Here is a 20,946-nt window from a genome sequence, read left to right on the forward strand (position 1 = left end):
ATGCAAGTTAAGCCAAGAGGTCAAAATGTCTCAGGAGCCATGTCAGCCCATCAACTTATCAGTCCATGAAAGTTCTGACCCAAGTGTCATCGATCCATCAGCACATAAAAAAGAATCTGAGAACATGAATGAGTTGAATGACTCCGTTCATGATAGCGAAAACGTAGATGTTCCCATTCCAGGGCTGTCTGATGAAACTAACGATTCCAATCCAGTCGATCGTCAACTCGGGATTATCAGCCGAACCGCAGGTTAAACTAATAAATAATTATCAGCGATCTTAAGCAGAAAAGTACTGTGCGGGCGCAGAGCCTTGCGCCCCTACTCACCACTAACCACTAACTATTAATGAAATCAACATACAATTTTCAAGACTTTAAGGGAAATTCTTTTTCCGATCTCTTTGCTAAAGACATCAAAGATTTACGGTATGGATTGCTACCTAACTACCCTGCAACTGCAGCTTGGGCTGCTTATCCCAACACAAAAAAATTCTTTCTTCAAGACGGTAGTAGTGAAGCGAATAAAACACCTTTTGACAAACTTTGCCAGAAAGAACCTTGGAAAAATTTGGCAGTTTTAGGTGACCTTGTACCGGGAATTACCATTGTTCAACCGCCAAAGTTACTGATTCAATATTGGCAGGAACACTTTGGATTTAGCTACTCAAATTTGGAACTCTTACATTGTTCTGTTTATCTTGATGAACTCAGCCAAAGCGATCGCTTTGACAAATTGATTGCTCTTTTCCCCTTCGATCGCCTGAAACCTGAAAAACACGCTGTCGATCCAGACACTCACTACCGCTTGTTAAACAAAGTCACGCTAGCCGATCTCGGAGTGCAATGTCCGAAATATGAAAGCTACAATCTGCATAACTTCAATCTTGACGATATTAAGTTACCAGAAAAATTTCCCTACCTCATCAAAACTTCCCACGGGCTTTCGGGAGAAGGGACTTATATTATTAGAAGCACCAGCGATCTGAATTACTGCTTTGATGAACTGAGGAAGTATCTTGATATTAAACTGCTAGATACAATTATTGTCTCTGAGTTTGTTAAAAATGTGGTAGAAAATTACTGCGTACAATTCTACCTGAACAAGACGGGAGAGATTGTGCTTGTGGGAACTACAGGACAACTCGTTACTCCAGACGGAAACTATTTAGGAGGATTAATTCACTACCGCGCAACAGATATGAGCAAGTTCTATGAAATGATAGCTGCTATTGGAAAGTATGCTTACGAGCAGGGCTATTTTGGTATGATTGGCTTTGATGTATTGGAAGATAAAGACGGACAGCTTTATGCGATCGATGCTAACTTCCGAATCAATGGCTCAACCCCACTCTGCTTGCAGCGCCAAACCTTGTTAGGATTGGGAAAAGAAGTCGCTAAATACTCTTCCAATTACCGCATGAGTGGAACGCTAGACTTCATTCTCACAACTTTGAAATCAGAACTAGATCGCAAAGACTTTATCATCCTATCAGCCTTAGAGAAAGTCAAATACGGAAATATATATACAGAAATTTACGGAATTGTCAGTGGAGAATCAATTGAGGAAATGCAGTACATTGAGAAGAAGTTACAATCTAAAGGATTGCAATTGCTAAGTTAAGTAATTAGGGATTTTCAAGAAATAAATTATCTAATTTTGTGGAACGGGCGTCCTCTTTCCTTTAATAATTGGCGCTCTTGAAGCCTCGCAGTCCCCTCAACGGAAGGAACGCCCCTCCGGTTCACCAAAAAATATTTGGGGCTATCAAACATTCCATACTTGAAAGCACAATCTTGAATAGGTAACTTAGATTAAGTTGTCAGCAGTTGCTATTAATTCTACTTTAATCAGTCTAGTAAGAATTTCAATCAATCCCTCGGTTGTATCTATATCTATCCCTTCTAAAATTTCAATAGCTACAAACACAGAGTCCTTGTTATTCGGGTATTTTGAAGTTATTTGATCGATAATTTTTTCTACAACCAATAATGATGCTAGCAAAGAACACGGTTTATACATAGACTGAGCAGTCACATTATTAACTAAAATTAATCTAAGTAATCTTTTTTCTGAAAGACTTAAATGCTCAAGGGTGTAACCGAATTTTTCACATAGCAGTGTAATTTGTGGCATACACTGTGACCTGAATAATGATGTCAATAAGCATATGTACAAAAGGTGTGATTTGAGTGAAGATTTGATAAAGATTTATTAAGTAACGAGGTTGAGCCCAGTTTATTTACCTGCACCTACTGAGTCAATAATATTGCTATAATGGTAAACTGGGTTAATTTGTTGTTAAATAATTTTGCCTCTCTCTTTGCGTCTTTGCATGAGATTTAATGTAACTATTGAGCTAGATATTATTAATAAATCTAAATTATTCAGCAGCTTATGAGCCAATCTTGTTCTAAAAACCCTCCTTCAACTGCTGAAGATACAGAAGTTTTTCTCTTCCCGACATCCTTTGCACAAGCTAGGCTGTGGTTTCTCGACCAATTACTACCGGGAAACCCTCTCTACAACGTATCAGCAGCACTGCGCTTAACAGGTTCGCTTAACTTAACTGCCCTAGAACAAGCCTTCAATGAAATTGTGCGTCGTCACGAAACTTTACGCACTACGTTTTTAATGGTGGAAGGTCAACCCATGCAGGCGATCGCACCTTCATTAACCATACCGTTTTCCGTTATAGATTTACGCCATCTCGCGATCGGTGAACGAGAAACACAAGCCAAACGATTGACAACAGAAGAAGCACAACGTCCTTTCCATCTCAGCATTGGACCTCTCATACGAGTTACATTGCTAAGATGCGACGAAACAGAACACGTGTTGTTACTCAATCTCCACCACATCGTTGCAGATGGTTGGTCAATTGCGGTACTTGTTCGAGAACTGGGCGCACTGTACGCAACTGCCTGTAGAGATAGGCTATCCTGCATCTCTACACCTCTCCCAGAACTACCCATTCAGTATGCAGATTTTGCTGAATGGCAACGCGACTGGCTGGAAGAACCAGGTGTAGATGGGCTCTCGCCCCTACAAACTCAATTAACTTACTGGAAAAAGCAGTTAAATGGCATCTCTGTCCTCAATCTTCCCACTGACAGATTAAGACCAAAAGTTCCAAGCCACAAGGGAGCACAACAATTTTTCCAACTACCACAATCTTTGGGTAAGGCGTTAGAAGAACTCTCCCGTCGAAAAGGCGTGACTTTGTTCATGACATTACTCGCAGCATTTCAGACGTTACTTTATCGTTACACCCAACAAGAAGATATTGTAGTAGGTTCACCAATTGCCAATCGCAATCGCAGTGAAATAGAAGGATTGATTGGTTTTTTTGTCAACAACTTGGTACTGCGTACCGATTTCTCAGGTAACCCAACATTTCAAGAACTACTGGGTAGAGTGCGAGAGGTAACTTTAGAAGCCTATGCCCATCAAGATTGTACGTTTGAGAAATTGGTAGACGAACTGCATCCTGAAAGAGATTTAAGCCGCAATCCATTGTTTCAAGTTGTTTTTAGCTTGCAAAACACACCTGTTGAAATGCTGGAGTTACCAGGGTTAAAACTCTCACTTTTAGAATTTGACAGCAAAACAGCAAAACTCGATCTGGAGTTTCATCTCTGGCAAGATTTGGACAACTTGAAAGGAAAAGTTATCTACAGCACTGATTTATTTGATGACAGCACCATCACCCGGATGTTGGGACATTTTCAAACCATATTAGAAGGTATAGTTACCGCTCCCCAACAAAAACTCTCAAATTTGCCATTGCTCACAGACACAGAATTACAGCAGTTATGTATTAATTTTGTTTCAGAAAAACCAACTCTTCAATGCTTTCACCAGTTATTTGAAACACAGGTTAAACAAAGTCCCAATGCGATTGCAGTTGTTTGGGAAAATCAACAATTAACATATCACGAACTAAATATCCGTGCCAATCAACTGGCTCATTACCTGCAACAAGGAGGAGTTTTTCCAGAAGTTTTAGTGGGTCTGTGCTTGGAACGTTCCCTAGAAATGATAGTGGGGCTCTTGGGTATCCTTAAAGCAGGTGGCGCTTACTTACCTCTAGACCCAACATATCCTTTAGAGCGTCTTAAATTTATACTAGAAGATGCTCGAGTATCAGTTTTATTAACAACTTCACAAATTCGCGATCGCCAATTCACAAATAACATTCCTATCGTAGTTTGCCCGGACAAAGATGGGGAGGCGATCGCACAATACAGTCAAGAAAACCCCACTAGCAGTGTCACACCCAATAACTTAGCTTACGTCATCTACACTTCTGGCTCCACAGGAAAGCCAAAAGGCGTTCTTATCGAGCATAGAGGAGTCTATAATTTACTGCAGGCACAAATTGCAACTTTCGACTTACAACCTGGAAATCGCATTTTACAATTTGCTTCTTTAAGTTTTGATGCATCAGTTTTTGAGATTGTGATGGCGTTAGGGTCTGGGGGAACTCTTTGCTTGGCAAATAAGGAATCCCTTGTACCGGGACAATCTTTAATCGAACTGCTACAAAAACAAGCAATTACGCATATCACGCTTCCACCTGCTGTTTTAGGAATTCTACCAAAAGCCCAACTTCCCGCATTGCAAACTATCATTTGTGCGGGTGAAATTTGTACGAGTGATACAGTCAAACGTTGGTGGGGACCCAACCATCGGTTATTTAATGCTTACGGACCAACGGAAGCAACGGTTTGGTCTGCGATCGCGCAAATCAATATTCCCAGTGAAAAACCACCTATTGGTCGCCCTATTGCTAACACTCAAGTCTACATATTAGACAAGTATTTACAACCCGTACCCACTGGCATTACTGGTGAGTTATATATTGGTGGTTCGGGGTTAGCACGTGGTTACCTCAACCGTCCCGATATCACAGCCGATCGCTTCATTCCCAATCCTGTCAGCAATTCTCAGGGAACACACACAACCAAGCATAAAAATCCGACTGCGCCAGAGCGTGTTTTCAAAACAGGAGATTTAGCAAGATATCGAACAGACGGGAATATTGAATTTGTAGGACGTATCGACAATCAAGTCAAGATGCGCGGTTTCCGCATCGAGTTACAAGAAATTGAAATGGTACTGACTCAACATCATGCAGTCCAAGAAGCCGTGGTTATTGTCAAGGAGAATGTTTCTGGTGATAAGTGGTTGGTAGCTTATGTTGTTCCCCATCACAAATACAGACAAACAACCATTGAACTTCATGATTTTTTGAGAGAAAAATTGCCAGAATATATGATACCTTCGGCTTTTATTCTATTAGACGCTCTACCACTAACACCTAATGGCAAATTAGACCATCGCGCACTAGCTGCTCTCGATCGTTCAACTCAAATTGCAGCCAATACAGAGTTTGTCCCTCCTCGTAGTCCAGTGGAGTTTAAATTAGCAGAAATTTGGGCTAAAACGCTCAATCTTCAATCTATAGGCATTCAACACAACTTTTTTGATTTAGGTGGTAATTCTCTCCTAGCTGTCCGTTTAATGGAGAATATCCATCAAGAATTTCAACGAAAATTACCGCTATCTTTTCTATTTTTAAATCCAACAATTCAAAAATTAGCAAAACTTCTCATTCAAGAACAAAAAACTCAAAGTTGGTCTCCCTTAGTCGCAATTCAACCTGATGGTTCAAAACCTCCTTTTTTCTGCGTTCATCCTATCTTTGGAACAATCTTTCCTTATTATGAATTAGCTGGTCATTTAGGAAAAGATCAACCATTTTATGGATTGCAACCTTTAGGGCTAGATGGTGAAAGCCCACCACTCAAACAGATTGATGATATGGCATCCTATTATATTGAAGCCTTACGTACAGTACAACCGAGAGGACCTTATTTTTTAGGAGGTTGGTCTTTCGGAGGTTTGGTTGCTTTTGAGATGGCTCAACAACTTTATAAAGCAGGACATGAAGTTGCTTTACTTGCTCTACTTGATACCGTAGCACCTATTTCTCATCTTCAACCTTCCATCGGCGATAGTTTCAGTTTTCTGTTTTCTACAGTAGCAAGATCGATTTGGTCTTTTTTGTTGGATTACTTATATTTAATTGTAGCTTCTTACCAAGGGGATAGGTTTCTACGGATTCCTTATCTCAATCAAAGTGCGGATTGGGTGAGAAGTCATTTATTATCACTTTTTCACTTAAAAGAGTTAAGTTTAAGCAATCTCATAACTCAAGAATCGAAATCTCAAATTTTGCGTGAATTAACCATTCATCCAATGATAGATATTTTCCAAGCTAACAGCCAAGCAACTCTAAGTTATGTCCCACAACTCTACCCATACCAAGTAACTCTATTTAAGTCTGGCATTCAGTCAAAAACTGCTTATCAAGATTCTAGCTTGGGATGGGAACAATTTGCTTTAGGAGGAGTGGAAGTTCATCAAATTCCTGGCAATCATCTTACAATGCTAAGAAAACCTCATGTTCAAGTGCTTGCGGAAAAACTGCAAATTTGTATCGATCGCGCCGTCAAAAATTTACACTCTTCGTCGCATCCGTAATTACCTACGCTGCCCTTGGTATTCGTCTTACTGTCCCACGACTGTCGAATGAGCAACGTCGAGGACCCTTTCACCGTGAAATTTACCGTCAACGCAATATTGTTGAACGCGCTATTAACAAACTCAAACAGTTTCGACGTATTACTACCCGATACCCGATATGAAAAGCTGGCTGCTGATTCAGCATATGATTCAATTCGGATCGGTTTCGATAGTACCATCGGGCATAATAGTGTTACGGAAAATAGCATTCTTAGCACTAAACCCCCATGTAGCACTGCTTAAGTCAGCATCAATCAAGTTTGCGTCAGCGAGATCGGTGCCACACAGATTAGCATTTCTGAGATTGGCACCTTCCAAGGAAGCTCCACCCAAATGGGCTCCTTCCAGGTTAGTACCGCTCAAGTTGGCGTTAGTTAAATTGACCAATTCCATAATGGCATCCCGAAAATTGGCACCACTAAGGTTGGCACCACTGAGGTTGGCTTGACTGAGATCGATTTGCTCATTGTAAATAATGCCCTTCAAAATTCGACGCCCGAAGTCAGCTCTACTCAAGTCTGCTCCAGTCAAATCGAAGCCGCTAAAATTTCTCTCCCCAGCAGCATACCTTTCCAACAATTCTTCAACTTCCAACCTTGGCAAAATTTCTTTGTCTTCCACAATTCAACTCACACATTAAATAATAACGCACGTTACCAGCCGTAGTTTGCACTCAAGAAAAGCAGCTTTAATTTTGTATTAAGAGATTAGACATTGTTTTGCACCGTGCTGACTTAAGAGGTATCGATCTGCGTGGAGTTTCGTTGCGAGAGGCTTATTTGCCTTACGCCAACTTGAGTTATGTCAATTTGGAAGGTTCCGGGTTGCAATACGCCTACCTCTGGGGTGCTAATTTGCGTGGTGCTAATTTGGATCTCGCTGTCATTGATGGCGCTAACTTGAGTTATACCGACTTGAGGGATGCTAACCTGAATTGCCTCCAAATGACTGGTCTTAACTTGCTCGGAGCTAACCTGACTGGAGCTAAGTTCTTCTTTCTCCCCGTAATGCAAGGTTCCTTCTTCCTCAATACCACTATGCCAGATGGAAACGTTGTTGTTGACCCATATTGTGTCCCTTGAGCCAGAGGCTATACATTGTAACGTTTTTAGCGATTTTATTGAGTTTATTTTTTTATCCCGGTTTTCTGTTCCATTGCTGATGCTGTTGGCGAAATATTTCTTAATACTTTTTATGTCTGGGAATTCAAGTGTTTGACACCTCCTCGCAACGTTGCGAGGAGGTGGAGCTATGAGCAACTATGTAAATACACTGTCTATGAAGTATCTTATACTTACCGTAACTTCTTGTTGCTCACTTTTAGATTTACTTTATAAATAGCCTCTAACCTAGCATCACGACTAGAGTTGTAACTAATCTAGCGATTGCAGGCGACTGTTATCAAAATACAGCAAACTTAACACTGTACATTTATCATAGTTGTGATATAACGTTTATTACTAGCAATGCACAAAATCAAACTTTAGTCATTTATACTTTATTAAACTTATTATGCAAGTTTAGGAGAATATGGAGAATACAATTCCTCCCTATAAATATCCCTTTTGGGTTGTCATTTTGAGTGCAGCAGTTCTTTGCTCTTTATTATATTCATTGCTGTCTTTACCAAAATATTTTGTAGCATCCAAAGAACTCAAAGCCGGACGTAATGCATATGTTCAAAAGCAATATGACGAAGCAATTAAATCTTACGAATTAGTTTTAATCAAAGTACCTAATTCTAAAGAAGCAAAAATCTCTCTTGCAGAGGTATACTTTGCCAAAGGTCAGGTAACTGATATAGAAAAAGCAGTTTCATACTTGAAAGGAGTCCATCTTAATAAATCCGATCGGGTAAGACTAATTATGAATATGCCTGAAATATATCAACAATATTTTGAAAATATAAGAGAATAATTAAAATGTTTATACCTGGTTGGGTAATTTCATTAGCTACTTTTCCTGGTGTAGTAGTCCATGAAGCTGCACATAGATTATTTTGCGATTTGGCTAAAGTACCTGTATATGAAGTTTGTTATTTTAGAATTGGAAATCCCGCAGGTTATGTTGTACATGGTGAAGTCAATCGCTTGCGAGATGCTTTGTTAATTTCTGCTGGGCCATTAGTTATCAACACCATACTTTGTGCAATATTAACATATCAACAATCACTGGCACTATTTATATTAAAGGAAAGTCCCAGCCACTTTACAACAGTATTTCTAGCGTGGATAGGGTATTCTATCGGAATGCACGCCTTTCCTAGTAATCAAGATGTAAAATGTTTTATGTCTGAATTCAAAAAAATTAGAAAGGGTAAAACTCAAAATATATTATATTTTATTAGCCAGATTTTTGGATTTTTAATCGTAGTTGCTAATTTTCTGAGGGTTGTTTGGTTTGATTTGATTTACGCGGTTGGAGTAAGCATGGTCATACCTTTATTGCTAGGTAATATCTAATATTTAGATTCCCCCACCCATCAATAAGAGACTATTTAGAAAGTAAATCTAAAGGAGACAAGACGACGTAGCATAATTCTAGTCATAACAGCATATATGGCTGCTTCGCTCATTTCGGGAAGACGCTCATAATCTTTGCGCTCGACGATGGTACTGATTAAACCACCCAAATGTTCTTTCCACTACAAGGGCGTTTGGGAAGCACTTGAAATTTTTGTTCGGTACGCCGTATGACTTCAACGTGAGCTTGGATCATCAGCCAAACACATTGTGGTAGCGATCGCGGTTCTAAGTAACGACAGCATCTTTTTTCTCTGATTAAACAGTTAACTCACCAAACTGTTGCATCCATTGCTGGACGACGCTATATTAAAGCCGCTTTATCTGTAGTCTCCTTTTAGAGAATTGGTATAACAGACTACTCGATTTTTGCCTATCTTGCCGATGTGTTTATTTTGGAACCTTTTCGCGGAGTTGGATTGGGTAAGTGGTTGATAGAAACAATTATGTCTCATCCTGAATTGCAGGGATTGCGTCGGTGGTTACTAGCAACCAAAGATGCTTGTGAGTTTTATCGTCAGTTTGGATTTACTGAACTTAACAATCCCAATCGTTTCATGGAGAAGTGGAACCCAAATGTTTATTTAAAAATTAGAGATGAGAGGATATGAGAAAAGCTCAGCCCATGGTTAGGGTTAAGAGCGCTCAAAAAAAAGCCCCTAGTGTAAGCTAGAGGCTGAGATTCTTATTGAGAAGAGAAATGCTGGAGAAGCTTTGCTGTCTAATTTTGACTTAAGGCAGCTTGTGAACCCACAATCAAAAGAAGTAGAATTATTTTTACGACAGTATGTACCTAGATAGAAGAAGACCCCGATTTTGTCGGGGTCAGACTCTACGCAGATGATATTCCACAAATACCAGTTTTTATTTTCCTCCAGAGTAAACAATTACACCCCCATCAAAAGGTACAAACTTTAAATTGTTGCCTGTAGCCAACACTTGTGTTCAAGACGGTCTGTCTTCTTTGTAGAATATGACAGTTGTATGTACTCTGTGGCGGATCGTGATTGAACGTTATACCTTGCCTGAAATGGGCAATCTTTGGACAGAAGCTTATAAGTATAAAACCTGGTTGCAAGTAGAAATCGCTGTTTGTGAAGCCCAAGCTGAGTTAGGTTACATCCCAACTACAGCTGTTGAACAAATTAAGGCAAAGGCAAATTTTGACCCAAAGCGGGTACTGGAAATTGAGGCTGAAGTCCGCCACGATATGATTGCCTTTCTCACAAATGTTAATGAATATGTAGGTGAAGCAGGACGCTACATTCACTTGGGATTGACTAGTTCTGATGTACTGGATACAGCTTTGGCAGTACAGTTAGTTGCAAGTCTGGACATTTTGTTGCAACGCTTGCAAGAGTTGATTGATGCTATTCGTCAAAAAGCCAAAGAGCATCGAAACACGGTTATGATCGGACGTTCCCACGGTGTTCACGCCGAACCCATTACCTTTGGTTTTAAGTTGGCTGGTTGGTTGGCAGAAGTTCTGCGACACCAAGAACGCCTGAAAAATGTCCGCCAAACAATTGCAGTTGGTAAGATTTCTGGTGCGGTAGGAACTTACGCCAATATTGAACCCCGAGTAGAAGCAATTTCTTGTCAAAAACTTGGGCTTCAACCAGATACAGCCTCAACTCAAGTGGTTTCACGCGATCGCCATGCCGATTTTGTGCAACAATTAGCCTTACTAGCGGCATCTATTGAAAGATTTTCGGTAGAAATTCGCAATTTGCAAAGAACAGACGTTTTGGAAGTTGAAGAATTCTTTTCCAAAGGGCAAAAAGGTTCTTCCGCAATGCCTCACAAGCGCAACCCCATCCGTTCGGAACGACTTACAGGAATGGCTCGAATTGTCCGCAGCCATGCTGGAGCAGCATTAGAAAACGTTGCACTGTGGCACGAAAGAGATATTTCTCACAGTTCTGTCGAGCGCGTCATTTTACCCGATGCTTGTATTTTGACCCACTTTATGCTTCATGAGATGACCGACCTAGTGAAAAACCTGTTGGTTTATCCCGAAAACATGGAGCGGAATTTGAACTGCTACGGTGGCGTTGTCTTTAGCCAAAGGGTTCTACTCGCATTGGTAGACAAGGGATTGAGCCGTGAAGACGCTTATGCGATCGTCCAACAAAACGCTCATACTGCATGGAATAAGCCTCAAGGTAATTTCCGCGAATTAATTGCTAACGACTCTCGCGTCACCCAAAAGCTATCAACCGCAGAAATTGAAGCGTGTTTCGATCCCCAAAACCATCTCAGACACCTGGAGGAAGTTTACCAAAGATTGGGGATTTAGGGCTTTGGGACAAGGGGGACAAGAGAGACGAACTCATACCCAAAGCCTAAAAGCCTAAAATCTAATGCCCGTGCTTATTCTGTAATTTCTCGTTCCCAGCCTCTGGCTGGGAATAAGGGAGACAGGTAGCCGATATTGACTTCTCCCCCTCCTCTTTTTTTGATAATTATTTCCTTAAAAAATTTACTTGTTTTTTCCTATCACCAAGGTTGACCCGCTACCTTTTTGATATTTGTGCATTCAGGTCTGTGACAACATCTCTGTGAGAGAAGAAGTAGCACAGAACATTATATTTTGCTATGACTAATAGCAGTGAGTAACTGTAAAACATAAAGTATAAAAACTTAACATTAACAAATTCCAATAAAATGGATCGATCGAGGGATCTTAAAGCTCAAGAAATTGATGTAGTAGAAGCAGGACGCATATACAAATCCATTGGAGCGATTCCTGCTCAGATGTTGCGCTCGAAAATCTATCGAGCTTGGGAGCGATCGCATTTGCTTGGTGCTAACCCCCACGCGCTGCAAGCAGAAAAACTATCAAGTTCAGATACAAAGCATTTAATAGCGGAAAATAGCAATCTCATTCAACTGGCTAGTCCTTACATCCGCATACTCTCACAGGCTGCAGGTAGCGATCGTCATGCAGTCATGTTGGGTGATAACCAAGCGATCGTTTTGAATGTAGTAGGTGATAAGCAGACCGTACATGGATCGGAAGCTTTCCCCGGACCCGGTTCTTTGCTATCAGAAAGTGTAGCCGGCGCTAACGGTATTGGTACGCCACTAGTAGAAGCAGATTATGTAGAAATTATTAGCGCAGAACATTTTATTGAGGGGTTTCATCCATTCACATGCCAAGGGATTCCTCTACGCAATGACAAACAAGGAATTATCGGAGTGCTAAGTATCTCTATGCGTCGTGCAGATGCTGGACAACGGATGAAAGAGATATTGCTGTGTGCATCTCACGGAGTTGAAGCAGACTTATTGATAGCAAACTTAGAAAAAGATATTCGTCGTGTCTTAGAGTCCAATCCCGATGAATATCAGCCACTAGAAGATTTGCGTCAGGATATCATCCAAGCACATCAAGCAGCACGCTTAAAACTTGAAGTTGTTTCCCGGATGATGGCACTTAACCGCTTGGATTATGCAGTACAATTGCTGCGACAGGCTGAACAATCAATTCAACTATTTCGTCGTCGTGCGGAAATTTGGCGCAATCTAGCATCCAATGAAATTGATAGACTCCAACCTGTGTCCATAACGGATAAGATATCCGATTTAATAGACATTCTCTCAACGGAAGCAGGCATCCGTCAGATAGAAATTATAACTGATTGGTACGAAGCGATCGCAGTAGTTGCCGAGCCTAAAAGCCTTTTACGTCATCTGCTGCGTTATTTTCTCCAAGCCTTCGATCGTGCAGGTAAAGGTGGAATAGTAAACGTAGCAGTCCGTGAAATCTCAAATTGTGACTTAGTACAAGTCAGTTTTACAACGACTTCAGTTGTTAATTTCTCTTCACCAACACCAAACTCACAGATTTTTTATCTACCAATTACAAAAATTATATATGAACAATAAGAGTACCAGAAAGGGCAAAGTACTGATTGCAGATGATGACGACGATAGTAGAGCTATGCTCGCGTTTCTCCTTGAGGACGAAGGTTGGGAGGTAAAAGAAGCGAAGAATGGCAAAGAAGCTATAGAAAAAGCAATTAAGGAGCAACCAGATTTATTGATATTAGATAATAGGATGCCAGAATTCACAGGAGATGAAGTGTATAAACAACTCCAGCGAGAAGGTATTAAGCTAACAGTGATATTAGCGACAGCCTACGGCTATTTGGAAGAGCTAGCCTTATCTTTGGGAATTTCTCATTTTATTTCTAAACCATATGACATTCCTAAGTTATTAAAAGTCATAGAATCTGCTTGCGACAGTTCACTAGTGGAGAATGAATAGCTACTGATTCAGAGGACTTACCAGGAATGTGACGAATTTTTTCTGAATGTGGACTGACAAATATAAACCAACCAGCCATATTTGTTCGTATTAAAAAGGTTGCCGCAGCAAATTCCAGTATTTCCTTAGAAATACTGGAATTTGCTGTAAAATCTGTTTGATTATAAACATCAGTAAATACTATGGTGTCAAATTTTGGTTTTTGTGTCAAACTCTAACAAATGGGGGTAAGTCTAAGTGTCTGCCCTTTTAATACATGGTTAAGCGCAATGTAAAAATAACTCTATGATTGACATCCTAGCCGCACTCTCTGCATCTGCGGCGGCAGGAATTAGAATAGCCCTGCCACTGCTTTTTATTGGAATACTTCAAGGTAGCAATCTTTGGTCACACGTGCCAATCTTATCCCAGGTTTCCACACCTTTCTTGCTGTTCTCGCTGACAAGTTGGTCAGTCGTTGAGGTATTTGCCTCAAAAAAACTATTAGGGCAGCGAGTACTACAAGTGTTTCACTTATTACTTGCCCCAGTAGTTGGGGCAATTATGGGGTTAGCCGTTGCTAATGCCACAGCAACACCCAATTGGTTGATTGCTCTTATTGGCGGTTCATTAGCCTTCGTTCTTCAACTGGTTCAAATTGGTTGGTTTTACCGATTGAAAGGCATACCACTATGGGCAGTCTTTATTCAAGATGCTTTATGTATTGCTTTAGTCTTTTTTGCCTTAGATGCTCCCACACACGGTGGATTAATTGCTTTAATTCTTCTATGGTTTGCTGTTCATAGTGCTAAAATTTGGTATCGCTGGTATCGCAAACGCTATCACGAAAGGTAATACCATTTTTCCTTTCTGCCCTCTGCCTTAAAGCGCGTAACCTTCAATAGATTACCAAAATCTGACAAGAACCCATTTTGTTTGCAACTTGGTAGAAGTCAACTGATTGAATGTTGACCTGTTAGGAGCGTTATTCTTCATTGGCCATTTGTTATTAATTTGACTGGACTTACCTTGTAGATTCTTCAACTGCGCCTAGCGCCAACAGAGTTGTTTTCTGAGCCTCAGTCAGACCAGTCACTCCTGTGATGTTCATTCCTTCATAAGGGCGCGGGCTTGTAAGAACTTTCAAGCATTCACCTGTCTCAACATCCCATAACCGGATAGTTCCATCTTGACTGCTGCTTGCAAGAATTGGATTTTTCACTGTAGGAAAGCAGGTGTGACAATGGATGAATGCAACGCCAAAAACCCATCGTGTATGGCCTTTTAGAACTTTCAAACACTCTCCTGTTTCAACATCCCAAATTCTCACAGTACGATCGCCACCTCCACTTGCTAAGAGGCGACTGTTGGGACTGAAAGCTACGCTAAATACTGTATGAGAATGTTCTCTCAAAGTCAACAAACATTCACCTGTTTGGAAATCCCAAATTTTTATCGTTGTATCTTCACTACTACTTGCCAGCATGTGCCCGTTTGGACTAAGAGCCGTTCCCCAAACTCCGTGAGCGTGACCTTGCAAAATTTTAACGCACTCTAGAGTATGCACATCCCAAACTTGGATTGACATATCTTCTCCAGTACTCCCAATTAGGAAATTGCCATCGTGAGTGTAGGACAATGACAAAATCATACTAGTAGAATTGTGCAACACGTGTTGGCATTGCCCGGTTTTGACATCCCAAAATCGAATTGTGCTATCGCTGCTACTGGTTGCTAGTGTTTGCCCATCTGGGCTATAGACAATTGAAATCAACCAGTTCCTGTGACCTCTCAAAATATACAAGCAATCTCCTGTTTGAACATCCCAAATCCTTGCTGTTTGATCGGAACTAGCACTTGCTAAAGTTCGCCCATCGGGACTAAATACTACAGCCCGTACCCAATTAGTATGTCCTTTCAAAGTTTTGAGACAAGTTCCGGTGTTGATATTCCACAGTTTGACACTTTGGTCTTCATTAGCACTTGCAATTATTTGGTTAGTCAGATTTTTAAAAGCAGGTGACACAGCAATGAAGTACATACTGCTACCATATCCTTGAAAAGTTCTAAAACACTGTCCGGTGTTTATATTCCAAAATTTAGTTATTTGATCGTCATCGCAAGCAATTAGAGTAGACTCATCTCTAGCAAAAGTTATTGACCGTATGCTATTGGTGTGTCCTTGAAGCGTTTTTAAACATTCCCCACTTTGAAGATCCCAAAGTCGAATTGTGCGATCGCTACTAGCACTTGCTAACGTTTTGCCATCAGGGCTGCAGGTGACACACCAAACATGGTTTGTATGGCTCTCCAGTATATGCAGACACTCCCCGGTTACCGTATCCCAAATTCTGATAGTACCGTTAGCGCTACCACTAATAACTTTTTTTCCATCTACACTAAAGGCTACAGACCAAATGCTACTCGTGTGTCCGTGTACGATCCTCAAGCATACCCCAGTATTCACATTCCAAAGTTTGACGGTTTGGTCAGTGCTTCCACTGGCTAAAATCTGCCCGTCTCGACTCAAAGCAACACAGCAGAACCAACCTTGATGAGCAAGTAGAGTTTTGAAACATTCTCCTGTTTCAACATCCCAAAGCTTTAACGTTTGATCCATGCTACAAGTTGCAAGGATTGCGCGACCGCTACTAACAGCTTGTTGTTCAGCTAAAGCGATAGACCAAACATAGCCCGCAGGATCGGGGAATACCTGCAAACATTGACCGTTCCGAACATCCCATTGCTTGACGGAGCGATCGTCACTGCTACTGAATAGAGTTTGACCATCAGCACTAAACACAATTGAACGTACCCAACCTATGTGTGCTTCCCAACTTAAATATTGTTGTCCATCTGTTACCTGCCACAGTGAAATTTTGCCCTGACTGTCACCTGTTGCTAATAGATTGCCATCAGGGCTAAGTGCCACTATAAAAGTACAACTGAGATTGACAGTAAAGGTAGATTTGGAAAGATTGGAATCGGTAAAATTTGTTTTATACAAATTTAATCCCTTACAGTCTGCTTGCCAAATTGTAAGCTGAGAAAAATCAAACCCGCTTAAATCTATCTTTAATTGACGGAATAAATTGACAATGTTTCCGCCTACATAACCCGTCTCAATTGGCTTCTGTCCGCGTAACTTCACAACCATTGAAGATAATTGTTTTTTAATCTGCTCTCTACTACCAAATACGGACAATAATTTTTCAATAATAGGATTAAGAATTAATTGAATTTGAATTTCTTTTAAATAATCTTTAGTTGTTGCTTTGATAAGAGCATAAGTTTTCAAGAGTTGCAAAGGCTGGCTTCTAATTTCCCACTCTTGAATTTCTTTCATAACATTTTGAATGAAACGGTTAGTGACAAACTCCATTAAGACTGGTTGTAGTGTAAAGGCAGACATATTACCTGCACTACCTCTAACTATTTCAATCAAAGAGCGTCTCTCTAAAGATTGCAGTGCTTCTAATAATTGAGCAATAGAAATTAGAGAGAGTAAATCTGAATCAATTTCTGCAATTGTAACTGGTTCGCGGTTAATTGCCAACCAATAGATAATTTCTTGCTCTAAATTTGACAACCGCTGGAACTGCTGCTCAAGAAGCTCTTGAATATCACCAAATATAACGGTACCTTGAAGCAGAAAACTAGCAATATTACCATCAAATAAATCTCGAATCGTCGTGGCTACAATTTTCAAAGCTAAAGGATTGCCACCATAAGATTGGACTAAATTATGCCAATCATCCCACGAACCTGTAAAACTTCCTTTACAACGAAGAATTGCTTGTCCTTCTAAAGTTGATAGCCCAGAAAGTGACATGGAACGGACAGGTAATGTTTCACCTTCAAGAATGGCAACTTCCCTGGGTTTTTCTCGACTGGTTAGAATGAGACAACTTTGATGCCGTAATTCCCCAATTCGCTTAAACAGTTCACCATATCCTTCATACTCACTCTTATATTGACCCGTAAGAAGCCCTGATTCGCTACCAGAAAAAATTGCTTCTATATTATCTAGAACGATCAGACAGGAATGTCTTTGTAAATAACTTATTAGCTGAAAAATTTTATCGCCAAGAGACTCAGGTAAATAAGTTTCTTTTCGATAAGAAAGAATTTGAACGAAATTAAATAGCAGTGCTTCAATAGTTGGTGCATTGTGGAGAGAACGCCAAATAACAAACTCAAACCGCTTCTGTAATTGCTCACCTAGCTTTACAGAAAGAGCAGTTTTTCCAATTCCCCCCATTCCCAACAGTGCAACTAACCGACAGTGCTCTTGAACAATCCATTGCTCTAATATTGCCAGTTCTTGAGAACGCCCACAAAAGTTAGAAACATCAATGGCTTCACCCCAATCTTGACAGGAGGGAGATAAGGTGTAATTTTTTACCTTGCTCTGTTGCACCCCTATTTCCGCTTCCACAGTTCGGGAGTTGCATCTTCTTAATACAGAACGAAGGTTATCTTTAGTTACTTTTTCTCCAATCGCTTGCGATAGAATCTTCCACAGACGAAATCCCACTATTTTGATGTAATCGGCATCATAACCCAATTCTTCGGCAATCTCTGGGTACGTTCTGTGGTCCCAACATTGGCGAAAAATCACTTCTTGGAGGTCATTTAAAGACACTGTTCCCAGAAGATTTTCCACAATGACTAACGCTTCTTCAACAGTCATTTGCCAAAAGTAATGCTAACGAAAACTAACGAAAACTAGTAACTTTCTATAACTGCAAAGGCAGAGATGAAAGTTTTACTATGCAATTGGTTGTTGATTCCAAGAGAACAGCAACTCAATCAAAAATCTTCTGTCATCTTATTTTAGAATATGACCACAACCTTACAACGTCGCGAAAGCACTAATGTATGGGAACAGTTTTGCGAGTGGATTACCAGTACTGAAAATCGTTTATACATTGGATGGTTTGGTATACTGATGGTTCCCACTCTACTTTCTGCAACCATCTGCTTCATTATTGCTTTTATCGCTGCACCCCCTGTTGATATTGATGGCATTCGCGAACCTGTTGCAGGTTCTTTGCTCTATGGCAATAACATCATCTCAGCTGCTGTTGTTCCTTCGTCTAACGCAATTGGTTTGCACTTCTACCCCATTTGGGAAGCGGCTTCCTTAGATGAGTGGTTGTATAATGGCGGTCCATACCAGTTAGTGATTTTCCACTTCCTCATTGGCGTATTCTGTTATTTGGGACGTGAGTGGGAATTATCGTATCGTTTGGGAATGCGTCCTTGGATTTGTGTAGCATTCAGCGCACCAGTCGCCGCCGCAACCGCCGTGTTCTTAATCTATCCGATTGGACAAGGTTCATTCTCTGATGGTATGCCTTTAGGAATCAGTGGAACTTTCAACTTTATGTTGGTGTTCCAAGCAGAACACAACATCCTCATGCATCCCTTCCATCAATTAGGAGTTGTAGGTGTTTTTGGAGGTGCTTTTGCCTCTGCCATGCACGGTTCTTTTGTAACCTCTGCCCTCATTCGAGAAACAACTGAGATTGAGTCTGCCAATAACGGTTACAAATTTGGGCAAGAGCATGAAACTTACAATATTATGGCAGTTCATGCTTACTACGGGCGCTTGATTTTTCAATATGTTTCTTGGAGAAACAGCCGAGGTTTGCACTTCTTCTTAGGTGCTTTACCCGTAATTGGTATCTGGTTCACTGCGCTAGGTATTAGTACCATGGCATTTAACCTCAACGGTTTCAACTTCAACCAGTCCGTAATTGATGCTCAAGGTCGTGTAATTAGTACGTGGGCAGACATCCTAAATCGTGCCAACCTAGGTATGGAAGTGATGCACGAACGCAACGCTCACAACTTTCCCCTCGATTTAGCTGCCTTTGATGTTACACCTGTAGCTTTACAAACTCCCGTTATCAAAGGCTAAGCTTATCAAGATTTAGATTTTGGTCTGCTGTTATGAGTGCTTAACAAAATGCGATGACTCGCAAACGCCCCATTTCTGGGGCGCTTTTTTATTAGCCATCAGCCATTAGCCCTTCGGGTATCTCCTTACGGAGACGCTTCGCGTTGCGAAGCTATGCCCGCAGGGCTATACGCCAGTCGCCAGGGCGCGGGAAACCCGCCTGCAGCGCTGGTCTCACCATTAGCCATTAGCCATTAGCCATTAGCCATTAGCTACAACAATCCAATCATATGTAGCAAACCGTGACCTGTAATTAACTCAATAATCAACGCAATGAAGCCCAGCATAGCAATACGACCATTCCAAACTTCTGCGCTGGTAGTCATCCCCCATTCCCAACGCTCTGGTGGGTAAATTCTCACCTTCTTCTTCATTTGAGCGACTTGGGAAAGCTTAAAGCTGGGTGCTTTCAATGCTTCAATGACTAAGTCGGCTAGTGCTTTCACAAAAACGGGATGCGTGTTCAGCGCTGGTACGCGTCGGAAGTTGTGAATCCCTACTTCTTCTGCAAGTTCTCTATATTCGATATCAATTTCTTGCAGTGTTTCAATATGTTCTGAAACAAAACTGATTGGCACAACGACTAAATCTTTGACACCTTTTGCTCCTAGTTCTTGTATGGCGTCTTCCGTATATGGCTGGAGCCATTCTACCGGACCTACACGACTTTGGTAAGCCAAAATATGGGGATTGGGTCGATTGAGGGTTTGCATAATCAGGCGCGTGCATTCTTCAATTTCTTGTTGATAGGGATCGCCTGCTTCTTCAACGTAGCTTTTGGGAACGCCGTGAGCGCTAAAAAAGATATGAACTTCATCACGATTGGGAAGTTGGTCTAGTTCTTGGGCTATCAAGTCAGCCATTGCACGAAGATAACCCGGTTGTTTGTACCAAGAGGGAATAACGGTGTAATCGATCTGTTGCAGCTGTGGGTCTTCTTGCCACAATCGTTCTAAAAGTCGGAAACTCGAACCACTCGTACTAATGGAAAACTGGGGATACAGAGGTAAAATAACGAGGTGTTCTACCTTGTCTTGAGTAATTTTGGCGATCGCTTCTTCAGTATAAGGATGCCAGTAACGCATACCAACGTAAATATTGGCTTCTTGTCCTTGGGAGGACAATTGTTCTTTTAAGGCGTCCCCTTGCGCTTCAGTGACGCGCCGCAAGGGTGAACCGCCTCCAATTTGCTTGTAGTTCTCTTGAGATTTTTGAGTGCGTCGTGAGGCAATAAACCAAGCTAGAGGTTTTTGCAACCAGGAGAATGGCAGGCGAATAATTTCTGGATCTGAAAACAGGTTATAGAGAAATGGCCCTACATCCTCTAATTTATCTGGACCACCAAGATTAAGAAGCAAGACGCCCACGCGACCCATAGCAGTTACTATCCCCAATTTTTTCAGCTTTTTTACTAATGTTAACAATATATCTCGATTACTTATATAATATGAACGATAATTAAAGCTAGCTGTAGCAAGAATTTTGAGAGTTCCTTTACTATGTGGTCTCGTTTGCAAGCCAAGGCTTGTGAATATATTTCTTAGCGAGCGGCGAAACTTTGCAGAGTCAGCACCCCGACCTAAAGGACGGGGCTTCATGCCTCTCCTTGAGGGATA

16 protein-coding genes and 1 pseudogene are annotated in these 20,946 nt (G+C 41.0%); 12 read left to right on the forward strand and 5 right to left on the reverse strand.

Annotated features, from left to right (window positions below):
- The first annotated feature begins 25 nt into the window (after positions 1-25).
- Entirely contained in the window at positions 26-256 is a 231-nt protein-coding gene (locus HC643_RS34030; protein ID WP_038089202.1) for a hypothetical protein, read from the forward strand.
- A gap of 92 nt (positions 257-348) precedes the next feature.
- Positions 349-1,623 (forward strand): ATP-grasp domain-containing protein, encoded by a 1,275-nt coding sequence (locus HC643_RS34035; protein ID WP_038089205.1) that lies wholly within the window; start codon positions 349-351, stop codon positions 1,621-1,623.
- 186 nt (positions 1,624-1,809) lie between these two features.
- On the opposite strand, the gene HC643_RS34040 is transcribed toward HC643_RS34035, so the two are convergent.
- Positions 1,810-2,136 carry a hypothetical protein gene (locus HC643_RS34040; protein WP_167844807.1) on the reverse strand — a complete coding sequence of 109 codons (327 nt, stop codon included), beginning with the start codon at positions 2,134-2,136 and terminating at the stop codon, positions 1,810-1,812.
- Between the two features lie 261 nt (positions 2,137-2,397).
- Here HC643_RS34040 and HC643_RS34045 point away from each other — a divergent pair, with 261 nt between their 5' ends.
- Positions 2,398-6,549 (forward strand): non-ribosomal peptide synthetase, encoded by a 4,152-nt coding sequence (locus HC643_RS34045; RefSeq protein WP_038089211.1) that lies wholly within the window; start codon positions 2,398-2,400, stop codon positions 6,547-6,549.
- Positions 6,550-6,741: 192 nt separating this feature from the next.
- Here HC643_RS34045 and HC643_RS34055 read toward each other — a convergent pair whose 3' ends face one another.
- On the reverse strand, positions 6,742-7,212 hold the full coding sequence (locus HC643_RS34055; protein ID WP_050046550.1) for a pentapeptide repeat-containing protein: 471 nt from the start codon (positions 7,210-7,212) through the stop codon (positions 6,742-6,744).
- 98 nt (positions 7,213-7,310) lie between these two features.
- Between HC643_RS34055 and HC643_RS34060 the strand changes: the two genes are divergently transcribed.
- The 3 genes from HC643_RS34060 (at position 7,311) to HC643_RS34070 (ending at position 9,053) form a co-directional block, all read left to right on the forward strand.
- Positions 7,311-7,673, forward strand: a complete 363-nt coding sequence (locus HC643_RS34060; protein WP_050046549.1) for a pentapeptide repeat-containing protein — start codon at positions 7,311-7,313, stop codon at positions 7,671-7,673.
- Positions 7,674-8,121: 448 nt separating this feature from the next.
- Complete coding sequence (locus HC643_RS34065; RefSeq protein ID WP_038089216.1) at positions 8,122-8,508, forward strand: tetratricopeptide repeat protein; 387 nt, start codon at positions 8,122-8,124, stop codon at positions 8,506-8,508.
- 5 nt (positions 8,509-8,513) lie between these two features.
- Positions 8,514-9,053, forward strand: a complete 540-nt coding sequence (locus HC643_RS34070) for a metalloprotease family protein (RefSeq protein WP_038089220.1) — start codon at positions 8,514-8,516, stop codon at positions 9,051-9,053.
- 35 nt (positions 9,054-9,088) lie between these two features.
- Here HC643_RS34070 and HC643_RS34075 read toward each other — a convergent pair.
- A pseudogene (locus HC643_RS34075) lies at positions 9,089-9,318 on the reverse strand (transposase); the annotation flags it as partial.
- 160 nt (positions 9,319-9,478) lie between these two features.
- On the opposite strand from HC643_RS34075, the gene HC643_RS34080 reads away from it, so the two are divergent.
- From HC643_RS34080 to HC643_RS34100, 5 genes are all read left to right on the forward strand, one after another.
- Positions 9,479-9,724, forward strand: a complete 246-nt coding sequence (locus HC643_RS34080) for a GNAT family N-acetyltransferase (RefSeq protein ID WP_272900277.1) — start codon at positions 9,479-9,481, stop codon at positions 9,722-9,724.
- Positions 9,725-10,116: 392 nt separating this feature from the next.
- Positions 10,117-11,412: an adenylosuccinate lyase gene (purB, locus tag HC643_RS34085; protein WP_038089318.1), complete on the forward strand. Its 1,296-nt coding sequence runs from the start codon at positions 10,117-10,119 to the stop codon at positions 11,410-11,412.
- A 368-nt stretch (positions 11,413-11,780) separates the two neighbouring features.
- Positions 11,781-13,004, forward strand: coding sequence for a GAF domain-containing protein (locus tag HC643_RS34090; RefSeq protein ID WP_038089223.1), 1,224 nt, complete (start codon positions 11,781-11,783; stop codon positions 13,002-13,004).
- A complete protein-coding gene (locus HC643_RS34095; protein WP_038089225.1) occupies positions 12,994-13,386 on the forward strand; it encodes a response regulator in 393 nt (130 codons plus the stop codon). The genes HC643_RS34090 and HC643_RS34095 overlap by 11 nt, the downstream gene beginning before the upstream one ends.
- Before the next feature lie 285 nt (positions 13,387-13,671).
- Complete coding sequence (locus tag HC643_RS34100; RefSeq protein WP_038089227.1) at positions 13,672-14,220, forward strand: DUF4126 domain-containing protein; 549 nt, start codon at positions 13,672-13,674, stop codon at positions 14,218-14,220.
- Positions 14,221-14,389: 169 nt separating this feature from the next.
- Here HC643_RS34100 and HC643_RS34105 read toward each other — a convergent pair whose 3' ends face one another.
- Positions 14,390-18,058: a WD40 domain-containing protein gene (locus HC643_RS34105; protein ID WP_038089229.1), complete on the reverse strand. Its 3,669-nt coding sequence runs from the start codon at positions 18,056-18,058 to the stop codon at positions 14,390-14,392.
- 150 nt (positions 18,059-18,208) lie between these two features.
- Between HC643_RS34105 and psbA the strand changes: the two genes are divergently transcribed.
- Complete coding sequence (psbA, locus tag HC643_RS34110) at positions 18,209-19,291, forward strand: photosystem II q(b) protein (RefSeq protein WP_038089230.1); 1,083 nt, start codon at positions 18,209-18,211, stop codon at positions 19,289-19,291.
- Positions 19,292-19,542: 251 nt separating this feature from the next.
- Here the strand turns inward: psbA and hemH are convergent, their stop codons facing one another.
- The gene (gene hemH, locus HC643_RS34115; RefSeq protein WP_038089231.1) at positions 19,543-20,706 is read right to left on the reverse strand and encodes a ferrochelatase; all 1,164 of its coding nucleotides are present in this window, start codon (positions 20,704-20,706) and stop codon (positions 19,543-19,545) included.
- Positions 20,707-20,946: the final 240 nt, after the last annotated feature.

This window comes from Tolypothrix bouteillei VB521301, assembly GCF_000760695.4.
GTDB classification, from domain to species: Bacteria; Cyanobacteriota; Cyanobacteriia; order Cyanobacteriales; family Nostocaceae; genus Scytonema; species Scytonema bouteillei_A.

Coding starts and splice junctions, on each gene's coding strand:
- HC643_RS34030 (WP_038089202.1), top strand. CDS start 26: ATGTCTCAGGAGCCATGTCAGCCCATCAACTTATCAGTCCATGAAAGT.
- HC643_RS34035 (WP_038089205.1), top strand. CDS start 349: ATGAAATCAACATACAATTTTCAAGACTTTAAGGGAAATTCTTTTTCC.
- HC643_RS34040 (WP_167844807.1), bottom strand. CDS start 2,136: ATGCCACAAATTACACTGCTATGTGAAAAATTCGGTTACACCCTTGAG.
- HC643_RS34045 (WP_038089211.1), top strand. CDS start 2,398: ATGAGCCAATCTTGTTCTAAAAACCCTCCTTCAACTGCTGAAGATACA.
- HC643_RS34065 (WP_038089216.1), top strand. CDS start 8,122: ATGGAGAATACAATTCCTCCCTATAAATATCCCTTTTGGGTTGTCATT.
- HC643_RS34070 (WP_038089220.1), top strand. CDS start 8,514: ATGTTTATACCTGGTTGGGTAATTTCATTAGCTACTTTTCCTGGTGTA.
- HC643_RS34090 (WP_038089223.1), top strand. CDS start 11,781: ATGGATCGATCGAGGGATCTTAAAGCTCAAGAAATTGATGTAGTAGAA.
- HC643_RS34095 (WP_038089225.1), top strand. CDS start 12,994: ATGAACAATAAGAGTACCAGAAAGGGCAAAGTACTGATTGCAGATGAT.
- HC643_RS34100 (WP_038089227.1), top strand. CDS start 13,672: ATGATTGACATCCTAGCCGCACTCTCTGCATCTGCGGCGGCAGGAATT.
- HC643_RS34105 (WP_038089229.1), bottom strand. CDS start 18,058: ATGACTGTTGAAGAAGCGTTAGTCATTGTGGAAAATCTTCTGGGAACA.
- psbA (WP_038089230.1), top strand. CDS start 18,209: ATGACCACAACCTTACAACGTCGCGAAAGCACTAATGTATGGGAACAG.
- hemH (WP_038089231.1), bottom strand. CDS start 20,706: ATGGGTCGCGTGGGCGTCTTGCTTCTTAATCTTGGTGGTCCAGATAAA.